Here is a 13,755-nt window from a genome sequence, read left to right as displayed (position 1 = left end):
CGTTTCGTCCGTGACAGGCGTCCTGGTATTGTCTGCGGCCGGGTGGCCGCTTTCGACCTGATTTGAGCGTTAGCTCAATAGATGCCTCCCAGCTTCAATGCATCGATGGCCATGTGTGCGCCGAGCGCAAACAGAACAACACCCATCGTCCAGCGTTGAACCTGCAGAAGTCCCGGGCGACTGGACAGGAACGTCGCCATGCTGCCGGAGCAGACTGTCACAAAGCCATTGACCGATGCGAAGGCGACAATCAACGACGAACCGAGCACGAGCGATTGCCTGAGAACGCTGCCGTTCTGGTAGTTGATGAACTGCGGCAGGAGTGACAGAAAGATCATGGCCAGCTTGGGATTCAACAGACTGGTCGTTGCGCCCATCGCCAGGAGCCGGCGAGGCCGTTCGCGAGGCAGATCGCGAACCTCCAGGGGAGAACGGCCGCCAGGCTTCACAGCCTGCCACGCCAGATAGAACAGATAAACAGCGCCTCCTGCACCCAACACGCTGCCTGCGTACGGCACGCTCAGGAAGAGCGCCGTGATACCGAACGCTGCCCCAAACATGTAGAAGAGGTAGCCGAGCATTACGCCCGCAAGCGATATCAGCCCGGCCGTGCGTCCTTGCGCAATCGAGCGCGACATCACGTAGACCATGTTTGGACCCGGTGTCACAGCAAGCATTCCGCCGACCGCGACAAATCCGTAAATCGATGCCGTACCGTGCATTTCGCGGGCTCCTTTCAAGTGGTTATCGCGAGTAGTATCGATTCGATACATACTCCCGTAAAACGAATTAAACTGAATGTATTCCTCAGATTTTCTGACTAATGTGAAAAAACTCGATCTGGATGTGCTGGAAATGGTGGTGGCAGTCGCCGATACGGAATCCTTTGTTCGCGGTGCGGAGTCCGTGCATCGGTCGCCGTCGGCGGTGAGCATGCAGATCAAATCGCTTGAAGAAGCGCTGGGAAAACCGCTCTTCGTGCGAAGCACCCGTAACGTGGCGATTACCGCAGAGGGCAAGACGCTTCTGGACTATGGCCGTCGAATGCTGGCGATGCGGGAGGAAGCGTGGGCGTCGGTCGTTCGCCCGGAGATGAAGGGCCGCGTCACCATCGGCGTTCCTGACGACTACGTTTCATCGCTGCTGCCACAGGTTCTCGGCAAGTTCGCGCTTGCTCATCCCCGTGTCGACATTCGGGTAATCGGCCTGCCCAGCAGTGAGCTCGCTCCCTTGCTCAAGGACAATACGCTGGACCTGGCCTGCCTCACGAAAACGAAGGGCATCGCGGGCGAATTCATCCGCTTCGAGCCGATGGTGTGGGCCGGGTCGCCCGCAAGAAAAGTGTGGAAGGAGCGCCCGCTTCCACTCGCCGTTTTCGCACATGGCAGTACGGCACGTGCTTACGCCATCAGCGCGCTTCAGCGGGAAAATATCAAATATCGGATGTCCTACGAAAGCCCGAGCTTGTTGGGTCTTATCAGCATGGTCGAAGCAGGGCTGGCAGTCGCTCCCCTCGCACGATGCAGCGTGCCGGGGCACCTTGTTCAGTTATCGCAGAACGAAGGGTTGCCGCCCCTGGATGAACTCGAAGTCGTCCTTGCCCGCAGTGCCCGATCTGGCCGACCGCCTTGTGATTTTCTCGCTGAACAGATTCTGGCTGAAATGCGGGTTTGAGCCGGTCGCCTAATCGCCGCCGTCGCCAGCGGGCTGTTGCGCCGGGTGATCCCAGCATGGCAGGCTCTACCCATTTCCGTATACGCCACCATGGTAGAACGGGACGACGATCAGATCAGCCCAAGGTCGAGAATGCATCCGGGGCAAAGTCTGCAATTTCGTCGACGCGACCTTGCCGAATCTTCTCGAGCCATGCCGGGTCTTGTAGCAACGCGCGTCCGACCGCAACCAGGTCGAACTCTCCTCGCTCCAGCCGCGCGAGCAATTCGTCCAGAGGAACAGATCGCGCGCCGTTGCCCGCAAACGAGTCGTAGACGTCGCTTCCGAGTCCAATCGAGCCAACTGTAATGGCTGTGACGCCCGTGACTTTCTTCGCCCGGCCGGCGAGGTTCAGCTTCGCGTCGAATTCGGGAAAGGCGGGTTGCCAGTAGGCCGGTTGGGAGAGGTGGAAGGCATCCGCACCGGCGTCCGCGAGCGAGCCAAGCCACCGTTCGAGCACGTGTGGCGTCCCGGCTAACCGCGCGCGGAAGTCCTTCGGCTTCCATTGCGAGAGGCGAAGAATCACCGGAAACCCGGGGGCCACCACCGACCTGATCGCCTTTAGCGTTTCGACTGCGAAGCGTGAACGCTCGAGGAGTGTCGATCCGCCATAGCGGTCGCTGCGCTGGTTCAGGTCCTCCGAGAAAAACTGATTGATAAGGTAACCATGCGCTCCGTGCAGTTCGACACCGTCGAACCCGAGCCGCTGCGCATCCGCCGCAGCCCGTGCGAAGGCATCAATCGTGTCCGCGATGTCGGCCTCGCTCATCGGCTGACCCACGCGGTCACCCGTTACGGAGAGGCCCGAGGGGCCCTCGTAGTGCATGGACAGCGTCCGATCAGCCGGGCCAGTCGAGCGCTTATGTCCCACGTGCCACAGTTGTGGCGCAATGCGTCCTCCAGCGGCGTGGACCTCGTCTACGACCCTTTTCCAGCCGGCGAGCGCTGCCTCGCCATGGAAGCGTGGGACGTCCGGATCGTCGAGCGCGGCGGGGCGTCCGACTCCGGCTCCCTCCGTAATGATAAGACCGATGCCGTGCTCTGCGCGGCGGCGGTAATACGCGGCGACCTCGGCAGTCGGCACGCCGCCTGGAGAAAAGGACCGTGTCATCGGCGCCATAACGATGCGGTTAGGCACGGTGAGGGCATTCAGCTGGTAGGAACTGAGCAGGACGTCAAGATCGGGCATAGGATTCTCCAGTTCGCGACAGGCCGTTGGCTAGAGCGTGTCAATCCACGTGGTAACCGCAGCGTTCACGTCGTCGCTGCGGTCCTGCATGATCCAATGGCCCGTGTTGGACCATACGTCGACTTTCGATTTCGGATGTGCGAACCAGGAGCGCATGCGGTTGGCTTGCTCGGGATCACGGCACAGGTGGTTCACAGGAACCGTGAGGCTCCTGCAAAGCGTGGCACTCGCCTCTCCAATGCCGACCTGATCGCGACCAAAGAACAGGGGAGCAAAGGACTCGCGTACGACATGCGCGGGCATGCCCTGGACGCGCCTCGTGTGCCAACGCTTATATGCTGGATTGGTGCTGCGGTCATAGACAAGCTCGAAGAGGGCGGGGACCACCAAGCCGGGATCGCCAGTGCTTAGATCGTGGCTGGTTTTCGCAAAGAGCTCGGCAGCGGCTTCGGAAAAGCCGAGTGCGCCGTCTATCGACACAACGGCACTGACCAGGTCTGGCCGCCTGGCGGCGAGTCGGGCGGCGATCTGCCCACCCATCGAATGTCCCACGATGATGAACTTCTGGCCAGGATATCTCCTCACGATAAACGCCTCGATGTCCGAGACATAATCAGCAGGCGCGTAGGCACCCAGCGGCATGACCTCCGACCGGCCGTGCCCCCGCAGATCGACAGCGACGACACGGTATTTGCTCTCGAAGTACGGCAGTTGCCAACTCCAGTCATGGGAATCGCAAGTCCAGCCGTGGATAAACATCACGTTCTTTCCTTTGCCTCGCTCCGTCGCGAACAGTGTTGCCGGCGATTCGGGCGCAGCAGAGGCCGTACGGTTCCCCAGCGCGCCGGCAACGGCCGCCGCACCGGCGATCTTTAGCATGCCGCGTCGGGAAAATTCATGTTCCATTATTTCCATTCGCCATCCTTATTTGTTATGGGAACATCAAACGCCTGGCTCGCTCGACTGCGTGACGCCGAGCTCGAAGCAATTGACCTGACTCCATGTTATACATTGGATATCTACGGTCAATTACGCACCTTCAGGTGCGCAGATATACAGGAGGATACCGGGATGACTTGCGAGGTTGATGAGGTTTTCTTTGCGGACTGCGCCGCACGCTCGTTTTTCGATCAGGTGGCGAACAAGTGGTCGGTGATGATTCTTACGCTGCTCACCAGGAAGCCAACACGCTTCAATGAGATCAAGCGCAGGCTGGAAGGAATCACGCACAAGGCGCTTACGCAAGCCTTGAGGCGTCTCGAACGGAATGGCCTGATCGCTCGGGCGGTGCTCAATACTTCGCCGGTAGCGGTGGAATACTCGATCACGGAGCTCGGGCGTACCTTGCAAGTTCCGTTCGGCGCGGTATATGCCTGGTCGATCAAGCATTTGCATGAGATTGATCAGGCGCAAAAGACCTATGATCAACATGCACTGCCAGCGCAATAGCGAGAGCAGATCGGCGCGGTTATTCCATGCTTCCGAGTGAGTCAGAACCTGAGAGAAGGTACAACGTAGGCCTGACCTTCCAGCAGGCTGCCCCTGTCTGTGAAGGTCTGATATGACGCGAGGCGTGCGTGCTGCCTGAAAATCGCTTTGACATGCTTAAGGAAAACTGAAGGGCCAATTGGCAATTGCCAATTGCCAGGCGCCAAGCGAGGCGACGACCGGGGTTCCGCCACGAAAGATGGCGAAAATTGTCTATAAATAGTGTGAACGCCAGATCGACATTACCACCAAACTACTCGCATCACCGGCGCTCCAGACCCGTAACCCACCGGATCGTGGAGCGTTGGTGGGAGCGTCCACCCAGCCATTGTTGAAACGTGTGGTGGCAATCGTCATCCAATCCGGCCCGCTAGACTATGAGCCACATGAGAATGGCTAGTGGGTCGAGAACACGGAGATTCCGCCGTTGGGGAATCCTGCCGCGCCGGGCTGGAACGGCACATACACTTGCCCAAGCGTGCTATCGATCGCGACAGAATGCGCGCCTGTTCCCACCGGAATCTTAAAGAGCAACTGCCGTGACGCACCATCGATTACGCCCATCTGCGGACTAAATCCTGACGCCGCAGCGGTACCGCTCGTGACGTAGTGTCGGGCCGGGAGGAAATAGCGGTGGGAAGCCGGATCGTAACTGACCTGGTCCACCCCGCCGAATGGCAGGCTGGCTTGAATTACGCCACTTGTACGGTCGAGGATCAGCGTGATGAGCGGGTCGCCCGCCGGCGGATCGCATCCAATGAGCACGTCGTTATTCGGGCCGAGCACGATCCCCGCCGGTCCGCATTTCCCAAGCGGAAACGATTTGCTGACAGAAGGACTGCCGGCCACTGCAGAACTGGCGGTAATAACATCGAGCTCGCCGTCGGGATTGGCAGAAGTCCCATCATTGTTGATCAAAAAGCTCTTCGAGGCCGGATCATATGTGCACGCTTCGAGCCCCGACGAGCCGTTGAAAGGAAGCTTTGCAACAGCCGTTTGTGTCAACGTGGAAATCAACGTGACAAACGGCGGCGAGTCTCCGGGGCTTGCGAACATCGCAAGATGATCGTCAGGATCGTAGCAGCCCTCATCGACGCGCGATCCGGAATTACTGATGACGATCGTGTTGACCGTCTTTTGTGCAGCCGTATCGATCACCTTCACCGAGTCGACGTCGCCGACATAGATCGTGTTCGTGCCAGTAATACCTACAATTCCGTCAGGACCGGACTCGTCGGTCGTGGCGCCGGCACCGATAAACGGCCCCGGGATCTGTGCGATCAACGTGTTCGATTTGGTGTCCACGACATCGACGGCTTTGCTATTGCGGTCGGCGAGAAAGTACTTGCCGGCCTCGACGTAGCTGATGTCGAAACTGAATGGTGGGCTCGAAGCATTGGGCACGGCGATGCTAGTCAGTAGCTTTGGCGGCGTCGGTGCGCTGACGTTATCTCCCCCTCCGCAACCGGCCAATGCGGCCGCAGCGAGCAACATCATGGTCATCATGCGCTTTTCCATCGATTCGTCTCCTTTCCGTTTATTGGCCTGACCGTCGGTCCAGGCATCGGCTCGAGTACCGAAATTTATCCCGCTCCTGAACGACGCCGATCAGCGACGATTCCTTAAGGAATCTTAAGAAATGCTCATCTGAAGAGATAGCCACGTTTCCCATGAATGCGGCTGCGCATTGCATGAATTGTGGCTATAGACTGGCTGTCTGGCTCACACAATGGCGGCGCGACGGAAAATCGGAAAGTAAAACTTATTTATGGTCTGCATTACGTGGAAGCTATACCCGTAATGAATCTGAAGCTTCGATCGACGTGGCGGTGACATGCCGGCCGCAATTTCGCGCTGCAGATTTTGCCGGTTCCGCGCGACGTGGCGGAGTTCGGAGAGCAACCCATGGTTGGGCACACGGGCGATTGGAGCAGCATGATCATTGCGATTAGCTGCTGCCTGTCGATGCACGGACCTTCGGAAGCGGTCAGTTCAGCATCTTTTCCTCGGGGCGCAACGTCAAGACCCGCACGCCGTTTCGGATCACGGCTACGGTGTGCTCGAATTGCGCGGACAGTTGCCCATCGCGCGTGACGACTGTCCAGCCATCTTCTTCTGTCCGAACGGCATGCCGCCCCTGGTTAATCATCGGTTCGATGGTGAACACCATGCCTTCCTGCAGCACCAAACCCGTTTGCGGCTTTCCCCAATGCAGCACTTGGGGAGGCTCGTGCATTTCACGCCCAATGCCATGCCCGCAATATTCCCTGACGACCGAATAGCCGTTTCTCCGAGCGTGCCGCTCGATGGCATGCCCGACATCGCCAAGTCTGGCGCCTGGACGAACGGCCTTGATTCCCTTCCACATGGCCTCGTAGGTCACTTGCACAAGCCGTTTAGCCAGCGGCGGCACCTCACCAACAAGATACGTTTTGCTGGAATCAGCGATATAGCCATTTTTCTCTAACGTGATGTCGAAATTAACGATATCCCCGCTTTGCAATATATCGGTCGTAGATGGAACACCGTGGCAGACCACATTGTTGCGAGAGGAGTTGAGGGCGTAGGCATACCCGTACTGCCCTTTGCTTGCTGGGCGTGCGTTGAGTTCATCCACGATGAGGCTATCAACCAGATTATTGATCTGCATGGTTGACATACCGATCAAGCTCAGCCGATCCAAATAGCCAAACACATCCGCTAGCAACTTTCCTGACTCAGCCAGCAAGGCGATTTCTTCTGGCCGCTTGGTCATGTCGAAGCCGCCTTGATGGCTGGCTCCACAATGCCCGCGGCTCGCATTTCCCGAGCAACGATCTCATTGAAACTCTGCGTCGGATTCATTTCGCACAGCATGCCAATCTTGATCCAGAAGGCCGCTTGCGCGTTGATCGACCGACACGACACGGCGCTCGCTTTACGCATTTGATCGTGCAAATCATCTTCGATATTCACAATGCCCATAACACTCTCAATATATGATCCATATACGAATCATATACTCTGGCCCCGTGGCAGTGCAAGTGATCTTTGCCGCTTTGTCTACAAAGCGAGTTTCCGGCATGAGCAGAATCCAGGTTTGCACATGACCGGCCAGAACGGCCGGTCACGCTGTCGAGCGCTGGCTACGCGAGTCTGGCACCCGTCGGGCCGTCAGCGGGTGGATTGCGACGTGAAACGGGGAGTAAGGCCCGTACGGACGCGACCCACACTCATCCGTCCGTCGATCTGGTAACGGCTTCCCACGCGTCAATTTCTGCACTGAGTGACGAGAGCTTTTCCCGGACCAAACCGAGCGCATCACTTCCTAGCAGAAGATGCGATGGCGGCTCGTCGCTTTCGATAATGGACAACATGGCACGTGCAGCTTTCACAGGATCTCCGAGCTGCCTGCCGCTTTTCTCTTCCCGTCCTTTTCTGATCGGGTCGAACAGAGAATCGTAGTCCGGGATCGAGCGCGGTGTTCGAGCCATCGAACGACCAGCCCACTCAGTGCGAAACGACCCAGGTGCCACTGCGGTCACATGGATGCCGAACGGCTTGACTTCTTTACTGAGGACCTCGGAGATTCCCTCCAGGGCGAATTTACTGCCGCAGTAGTAGGCAATTCCCGGCATGGTGATAAAGCCGCCCATCGACGTGATGTTGAGAATGTGTCCGCGTCGCCGCTCGCGCATATACGGCAACACACTTTTCATGACGGCAACAGCACCGAACACATTCACGTCGAATTGCCGACGCATTTCAGCAAGCGGCGACTCTTCCATGACGCCCTCGTGACCGTAACCGGCGTTGTTCACCAGCACGTCCAGTGGTCCCACGCTTGCTTCAATCCCCTTGACGACATCTTCGATTGAGTCGAAGTCAGTAACGTCGAGTATTCGACCGAATGCGCGTGCGGAGTCAAGCGATTCAAAGCGCTGCTTTGCCTGCTCGCTTCGTACTGTGCCGACGACCCGATGCCCTACGGCGAGCGCTTCTTCGGCCAATGCGCGTCCGAAGCCGCTACTGACGCCGGTGATAAGCATGGTTTTAGTTGATGGCATTGCAAACACTCCTGCGCTGGTCTGGAAAGTTGCATGTTATTCTGAAGATCTCCCGAAAATCAGACCAATTTTTCTGTATTTATTGCCTATTTCTATGAGCAAAGCGGCCCACAAGGAGAGCATCGAGCAAGCTGTTTCCTCTGCCAGTGCACGTGAACGGCGCCGCATGGTGGCCTTGCTGACTGCGCTGGCTCCGCAGGAAGGCTACAACCTGACTGCGTTGCGGGATGTGCGCATCCTGCGCTCGGACCGGGCGTTGTCTCGCACGCCGGTGCTATACGATCCCGGCATCGTGATCGTCTGCCAGGGTAGAAAGCGGGGATATTTGGGCGACCAGGTTTACGTGTATGACGAGCAGCACTATCTGGCTGTCGCGGTGCCGGTCCCCTTCACGATGGAGACCGACGCGACGCCCGAGCGTCCGCTACTTGCCCTGTACCTGCATCTGGACTTTCAGGTAGCGGCCGAGCTCATGATTCAGATAGATCGTCACGGTTTTCCATCGCCGGGCGACGTGCCGCAGACCATGATGTCGAGTCCAATGGATGCGCCGATGCGAGCGTCTGTATTGCGCTTTCTGGAGGCAATGAACCGGCCGCTTGACGCTGCAATCCTGGGTCCGGGGCTGATGCGTGAACTGTATTTCCGTGTTCTTACCGGCGGACAAGGCAATGCAATGCGTGCGGCTTTAGCAATGCAAGGGCAATTCGGAAAGATTGGGAAGGCGCTGGAGCGTATCCATGCGACCTATGCAGAGCCGCTCGACCTTCCGGGCTTGGCAAACCAGGCCGGGATGAGCGTTCCTACGTTCCACAGCCACTTCAAGGCCATCACGAGTACGTCGCCGATGCAGTACGTGAAATCCACTCGATTGCATCAGGCTCGCTTGCTGATGGTGCGCCAAAGTATGACCGCTGAGGCGGCATGTCATGCTGTCGGCTATGTCAGCCCTTCTCAATTCAATCGGGAGTTCAAGCGGCTCTTTGGGCGAACGCCTGCCGCGGAGACGAAACGCCTTCGCGAGAGCTTCGCGCTGCCGCCCGCATTTCCAGAGTCAAAGTTCGTCTCGTCGCATTGAGGGGTAGGTGATTGGTCGGCGAGGCGCAGCTCGCAGGCGAGAAACAAGCCGACAGGGCCGGCGCCGGCAATCACAACGTCATAGATCAAAGACATATTTCTCAAGCGACGTGGCCACTACCTGATAGTGCCAACAGTGACTTTGGTCGCTGGCGGTCAGTGGCGATCAATCCGCACGGGCCCAAAAAATCGCGGCCCTCGCTGCGGCGCATCGCGGCCGTCGTACCACCCGCATATCATCGATCCAATGCCAGCCATGTCCTTGAACGACCGCTGGTGAGAAAGGTTGAACATCCCTTGCGGGTCGGGATGCACCTGTCGTCATCCGTTGCAGTGCGGGCGCAAATGTGCCGGGGAAATATGGCGCCAAGAAAGCCCGTGTTCGTGAGCTTCACGGTCGACAAAGCATCCCGGCGTTAGAGCGTGTTTCGGACCGGATGCAGCGCAACTGCAGAGAGGGCGTCACTTCGTGTACGCCGGACGGCGCGCATCTCGCGAAGGTGTCGAACCGCCGTTCGTGCTGCTATCAGCGCGTCGGACAGCCGCGCGATGGACCCGGCGATAAAGACCAGGAACAGCACGCCGACAATTAGCGCATACGCGGTGACAGACATGATTGCATAGCGAGTACTTTCGTCGTCGCTGTGCGTCGCCCATACATCGGGCAACTGGAGCAAGATGAACCCAGCCCCCGCAGCGAGTGATACCCATAGCAGAAACACAGCGCTGGAAAAGAGAAAGAGGCAAAGGCTGCGCGTGGCCTTACCCGCGGCGCGAATATAGCTCATGATCGACTCCAAGACAGGGTCTGCCCGGCGTAGTTACCAGTGCAACCGGCCCCGATGTCTTGATTACGGCAGCCAAAACGCATGGCTTGATGTCGAACAGCTGCTTCAAATGCGGTAATTAGACGACGCGCACCGCTGGCGCCTCCACATGCCTTGTCGATTAAACACATTTCCTGCTAGCCTAAAGATTCGGGGGCGGATGGCCCCGTTACTACACTCCATCGGGCGATCGGATCCGCGGCAAAACGAGAGCCCCATGCCTACGCTATTGAGCGTTGAACTGAGCGCGGCAAGTGGCCGGCTGGCGCTGATACTGCCTGGTTCTTCCACCAGGTTTCCGTAGTCGTCCACCAGGTTCCCGTAGGTCGGAGAGCGTTGGAAGACTACCTGCCCTGGAACATGCTCGCCGAACTTCACTGAACCGATTTGTCAGCGTGAAATTACGGAGTCTCACATGCCCAAGATCAACATCGCCGACGTACCAGAACGTCAAGGTACGGGTTATCCGTCACCGTTCGATGCACCCTGCGCCGATCGGATACGCCGGCGACTGGGCAACGCCGGCGCACTCAGTGATTTTGGTGTCAATCTTATGCGCTTGCCGCCGGGCAACTGGTCGAGCCAGCGCCATTGGCACTCTGCCGAAGACGAGTTTGTCTACCTGCTTGAAGGCGAGCTTACGTTGATCGAAGACGACGGTGAAACGGTGCTTCAGGCCGGCGACTGTGCTGCCTTTCCAAAAGACACCGGCAATGGCCATCACATGATTAACAAGTCGAACGTGATGGCCGTTTATCTCGAAGTCGGCTCGCGCTCACCTGCGGATGTCATCACCTGCTCCGACATCGACATGATGAGCCCCAGCGTCGACGGCCGGTTCTTGCATAAAGACGGCACACCGTATTCCGATTCTTGAGGATCATCCAACATTCGGAGGTGATGACCTGAAGCCCTGCTCTTATAGGAAATCTCTTGCGCCAGTCGCCTTGAATTAGAAAGCCTTACGGCGCCGCCGGAGATCCCAGCCAGTTCTACCAAAGGATTTTTGGCTGATAACGAATGAAGGTTTCCGGGAGTTCGTCACTCCCATAAGAGTCGATTTCAGCTGGTCATTGCACCGAGAATTTCGAAATGCGACATGGTAGGATTATCCCTCTTCATCCCTGCGTCTCGCCCAGAATCCATGCGCAGTCTCACCTATCTGCTTTTCTCGATCACGCTCGCCTCGCCGCTCTCGGCCTTGGCTATCGGCGCCGACAATCCAGACTACGATCAATGCATCCTGCAATCGCTGAGGAATAGCGAAAGCAGCATGGCGGCAGACGCGATCAGACGCTCGTGCGACGCGCTTTACAGAAATGGCGCGCTGCTCTTGCCTCGAGAAAGGTCGTATCACGTGTGTGTCCTGCAGAATCTGCAGAGCGTCAGAGACGGATTTGCGGTTCAACAGATTCTGCGGGCATGCCAGCGCCAGAATCAGATGTGAGCCATATTGGGTGTTGATGCTGCCCATGCACCGTACGCGTGCCATTAGATATGCTGACCAACGACTGCTTTGGATTGGTGCCGCCGTCTGCTTTCGGGCGCGTGCCGAAATCCGTCGTCGAACTCAACAGGGGAGAAAGCGGTGTTTCGGGGAATCAAATCTCGCATAGACGCAATCGTCCCCCCTCTTGGCAGTCTGCTTCTCAGCGATTTTCTGACGATTCTGGCGGACATGGTTGGCTATATCACGCTCCCCTGGTGGATCGTTCATCGGGGCGGCGCACATGACCTCGCGATCTACAGCGTAAGCATTGCCACCACTACGATTTTTGCAGTGCCGCTGCTTTCGCCACTTGGGGATCGATACGCAAAGAGACCGCAGATTGTATGGGGTGTCTGCGCCTTGATGGTCGTCGCCTTTACCCTCGCTACGCTCGCCTCGCTGTCCGACTACCGACTTATGCTCATCATCTGCATAGGCGTGGTTACCGTTATAGCGAAAGCTTTCATCGATCCGGCCAGCGCCACCATTTCGGCTGAACTTGTTCCGGCGAATCGTTTGGCCGAAGCGCTTCGTCTTCGTAAATCGACGCAAGCGGCCGGCCGTGCCCTAGGACCCGCATTGGCCGGCGCGACACTGGCCTTGGGCGGCATCGCTGCAACATTCTGGATGAACGGCATTCTGCTTGGCGTTGCTGCCTACGTGACTTTGCAGCTCCCATCCCAATCTCAACGTCGCGAACACCATCGCGGTTTAGCCCGGTGGTGGGAAGACCTGCGTGCCGGGCTGCATGCTAAATGGATCGTTCCATTGGAGCGCGGCTGGACACTTGTCAACTTCCTCGTATGGATATTCCAGGGGCCTGCCGTCGGCATGCTGATCCCGCTGAAAGTTCAATCACTCGGGCTGTCGGGTCTCTGGCTAGGTGGCTGCGAAGCGGCCTTATCGATGGGTTTGCTACTCGGCAGCTTTCGTGGATCTGACGCGCTGGTCAGTCGGTTCGGCCGATTCAATGTCCGCGTAGGGGCCGCGATGTGTGAAGGGCTGGCACTTGCTGCTTCGGGGTGGGCTCATTCACCCATCATGCTCGTATTGGCACTGACATGTGTGGGTTTCGCCAATGCATCGATGGGACTCGTTGGCGCGACTCATCGTTCATTGGCGATTCCGCAGAATTTCCGTGTACGCATACTCGCTGCCAGCATGATGACCACGCAGATTGCTGGCATTCTTGGACCGATGATAGCTGGCGTAGCGCTCACGCATTGGGCGGTGGGCAAGGTCTATACATGCTTCGGTCTCGCCACCTGCCTGCTCGCATTCGGTTTTGTCCTGATACCGCGATCGCGCGAATTCTTTGCGCTCAATCACGATCAGGTGAAAGACTGGTTTCGTCACGAATATCCCGATGCATTCAAAGCACCTACAGTGCCGGAATCGAGACAAATTACGTAGATCGCAACGCGACAGGAAGTCGGGGAACGCCACGCGTATATGAATGGATGGGTGTCAAGCCAGGGCACGAAAAAGTGACTGCTTTGTAGAGATTTCATCGACCGCGTTGGGTCGATCTGCGGCAATCATCATCGGGTTGAGTGCGGTCTTGGATTCAACCGGTCGACCTCCTGGTTTTACAGCACTTACGCCACATCAGAAACCCGGTTGCGACGAGGGCTCGAAAACAGTGCTTCATTCGCCCTGAATTCGCTCTGCAAAGGCTCAGGCAACTGCGCGACAAACTGTTGAAAGTCAGCGAATCGCCCTTGAAACGAGTAAACCTTCGATCTATTGATGAAGATCGTCCATGGCTCTCGACCTGATCCCTGGTCGTGTACAACGACTATCCAGTTTGTGCCAGCAACTGCAAAGTGAAAACTCCGCCATACAGTGAATCCGTGCCCATTCACTGCTCGCTGTACGTATGAGAGAACCGGCAGGGTTCTCAGAGCCTTGAGCAGACGGCGGACC

Annotated in this window: 14 protein-coding genes; 6 read left to right on the top strand and 8 right to left on the bottom strand. The window is 57.6% G+C overall.

Annotated elements, in window-relative coordinates:
* Positions 1-74: 74 nt before the first annotated feature.
* On the bottom strand, positions 75-722 hold the full coding sequence (locus PQQ52_RS08635) for a LysE family translocator (RefSeq protein ID WP_408209175.1): 648 nt from the start codon (positions 720-722) through the stop codon (positions 75-77).
* 103 nt (positions 723-825) lie between these two features.
* On the opposite strand from PQQ52_RS08635, the gene PQQ52_RS08630 reads away from it, so the two are divergent.
* The gene (locus tag PQQ52_RS08630) at positions 826-1,674 is read left to right on the top strand and encodes a LysR substrate-binding domain-containing protein (RefSeq protein ID WP_408209591.1); all 849 of its coding nucleotides are present in this window, start codon (positions 826-828) and stop codon (positions 1,672-1,674) included.
* A 115-nt stretch (positions 1,675-1,789) separates the two neighbouring features.
* On the opposite strand, the gene PQQ52_RS08625 is transcribed toward PQQ52_RS08630, so the two are convergent.
* The gene (locus tag PQQ52_RS08625) at positions 1,790-2,902 is read right to left on the bottom strand and encodes an NADH:flavin oxidoreductase (protein ID WP_408209172.1); all 1,113 of its coding nucleotides are present in this window, start codon (positions 2,900-2,902) and stop codon (positions 1,790-1,792) included.
* Between the two features lie 30 nt (positions 2,903-2,932).
* The gene (locus PQQ52_RS08620; RefSeq protein ID WP_408209170.1) at positions 2,933-3,817 is read right to left on the bottom strand and encodes an alpha/beta fold hydrolase; all 885 of its coding nucleotides are present in this window, start codon (positions 3,815-3,817) and stop codon (positions 2,933-2,935) included.
* Here PQQ52_RS08620 and PQQ52_RS08615 point away from each other — a divergent pair.
* Positions 3,800-4,351: a winged helix-turn-helix transcriptional regulator gene (locus PQQ52_RS08615; RefSeq protein WP_408209167.1), complete on the top strand. Its 552-nt coding sequence runs from the start codon at positions 3,800-3,802 to the stop codon at positions 4,349-4,351. The genes PQQ52_RS08620 and PQQ52_RS08615 overlap by 18 nt on opposite strands.
* Positions 4,352-4,786: 435 nt before the next feature.
* Here the strand turns inward: PQQ52_RS08615 and PQQ52_RS08610 are convergent, their stop codons facing one another.
* The 4 genes from PQQ52_RS08610 to PQQ52_RS08595 all read right to left on the bottom strand — a co-directional run bounded on the left by PQQ52_RS08610 (position 4,787) and on the right by PQQ52_RS08595 (position 8,436).
* Entirely contained in the window at positions 4,787-5,908 is a 1,122-nt protein-coding gene (locus tag PQQ52_RS08610) for a YncE family protein (RefSeq protein WP_408209164.1), read from the bottom strand.
* 469 nt (positions 5,909-6,377) lie between these two features.
* Positions 6,378-7,145 (bottom strand): type I methionyl aminopeptidase, encoded by a 768-nt coding sequence (gene map, locus PQQ52_RS08605; protein ID WP_408209161.1) that lies wholly within the window; start codon positions 7,143-7,145, stop codon positions 6,378-6,380.
* Positions 7,142-7,354: a ParD-like family protein gene (locus PQQ52_RS08600; RefSeq protein WP_408209158.1), complete on the bottom strand. Its 213-nt coding sequence runs from the start codon at positions 7,352-7,354 to the stop codon at positions 7,142-7,144. The genes map and PQQ52_RS08600 overlap by 4 nt, the downstream gene beginning before the upstream one ends.
* Positions 7,355-7,602: 248 nt before the next feature.
* Entirely contained in the window at positions 7,603-8,436 is an 834-nt protein-coding gene (locus tag PQQ52_RS08595; RefSeq protein ID WP_408209156.1) for an oxidoreductase, read from the bottom strand.
* 166 nt (positions 8,437-8,602) lie between these two features.
* Here PQQ52_RS08595 and PQQ52_RS08590 point away from each other — a divergent pair, with 166 nt between their 5' ends.
* Positions 8,603-9,514 (top strand): AraC family transcriptional regulator, encoded by a 912-nt coding sequence (locus PQQ52_RS08590; protein WP_408209588.1) that lies wholly within the window; start codon positions 8,603-8,605, stop codon positions 9,512-9,514.
* Positions 9,515-9,929: 415 nt separating this feature from the next.
* On the opposite strand, the gene PQQ52_RS08585 is transcribed toward PQQ52_RS08590, so the two are convergent.
* The gene (locus tag PQQ52_RS08585; protein ID WP_408209153.1) at positions 9,930-10,301 is read right to left on the bottom strand and encodes a hypothetical protein; all 372 of its coding nucleotides are present in this window, start codon (positions 10,299-10,301) and stop codon (positions 9,930-9,932) included.
* A gap of 454 nt (positions 10,302-10,755) precedes the next feature.
* On the opposite strand from PQQ52_RS08585, the gene PQQ52_RS08580 reads away from it, so the two are divergent.
* The 3 genes from PQQ52_RS08580 (at position 10,756) to PQQ52_RS08570 (ending at position 13,242) form a co-directional block, all read left to right on the top strand.
* Positions 10,756-11,217 carry a cupin domain-containing protein gene (locus PQQ52_RS08580; RefSeq protein ID WP_408209150.1) on the top strand — a complete coding sequence of 154 codons (462 nt, stop codon included), beginning with the start codon at positions 10,756-10,758 and terminating at the stop codon, positions 11,215-11,217.
* A gap of 267 nt (positions 11,218-11,484) precedes the next feature.
* On the top strand, positions 11,485-11,787 hold the full coding sequence (locus PQQ52_RS08575) for a VF_A0006 family four-cysteine protein (RefSeq protein ID WP_408209148.1): 303 nt from the start codon (positions 11,485-11,487) through the stop codon (positions 11,785-11,787).
* Positions 11,788-11,928: 141 nt separating this feature from the next.
* Positions 11,929-13,242, top strand: coding sequence for an MFS transporter (locus tag PQQ52_RS08570; protein WP_408209145.1), 1,314 nt, complete (start codon positions 11,929-11,931; stop codon positions 13,240-13,242).
* Positions 13,243-13,755: the final 513 nt, after the last annotated feature.

Origin of the sequence: Paraburkholderia sediminicola, assembly GCF_046030555.1 — a bacterium.
Lineage (GTDB): Bacteria > Pseudomonadota > Gammaproteobacteria > Burkholderiales > Burkholderiaceae > Paraburkholderia > Paraburkholderia sediminicola_E.
This window is presented reverse-complemented; position numbering and strand designations above follow the sequence as displayed.

Coding starts and splice junctions, on each gene's coding strand:
- PQQ52_RS08575 (WP_408209148.1), top strand. CDS start 11,485: ATGCGCAGTCTCACCTATCTGCTTTTCTCGATCACGCTCGCCTCGCCG.
- PQQ52_RS08585 (WP_408209153.1), bottom strand. CDS start 10,301: ATGAGCTATATTCGCGCCGCGGGTAAGGCCACGCGCAGCCTTTGCCTC.
- PQQ52_RS08610 (WP_408209164.1), bottom strand. CDS start 5,908: ATGGAAAAGCGCATGATGACCATGATGTTGCTCGCTGCGGCCGCATTG.
- PQQ52_RS08620 (WP_408209170.1), bottom strand. CDS start 3,817: ATGGAAATAATGGAACATGAATTTTCCCGACGCGGCATGCTAAAGATC.
- PQQ52_RS08615 (WP_408209167.1), top strand. CDS start 3,800: ATGTTCCATTATTTCCATTCGCCATCCTTATTTGTTATGGGAACATCA.
- PQQ52_RS08625 (WP_408209172.1), bottom strand. CDS start 2,902: ATGCCCGATCTTGACGTCCTGCTCAGTTCCTACCAGCTGAATGCCCTC.
- map (WP_408209161.1), bottom strand. CDS start 7,145: ATGACCAAGCGGCCAGAAGAAATCGCCTTGCTGGCTGAGTCAGGAAAG.
- PQQ52_RS08600 (WP_408209158.1), bottom strand. CDS start 7,354: ATGGGCATTGTGAATATCGAAGATGATTTGCACGATCAAATGCGTAAA.
- PQQ52_RS08580 (WP_408209150.1), top strand. CDS start 10,756: ATGCCCAAGATCAACATCGCCGACGTACCAGAACGTCAAGGTACGGGT.
- PQQ52_RS08590 (WP_408209588.1), top strand. CDS start 8,603: ATGGTGGCCTTGCTGACTGCGCTGGCTCCGCAGGAAGGCTACAACCTG.
- PQQ52_RS08635 (WP_408209175.1), bottom strand. CDS start 722: ATGCACGGTACGGCATCGATTTACGGATTTGTCGCGGTCGGCGGAATG.
- PQQ52_RS08595 (WP_408209156.1), bottom strand. CDS start 8,436: ATGCCATCAACTAAAACCATGCTTATCACCGGCGTCAGTAGCGGCTTC.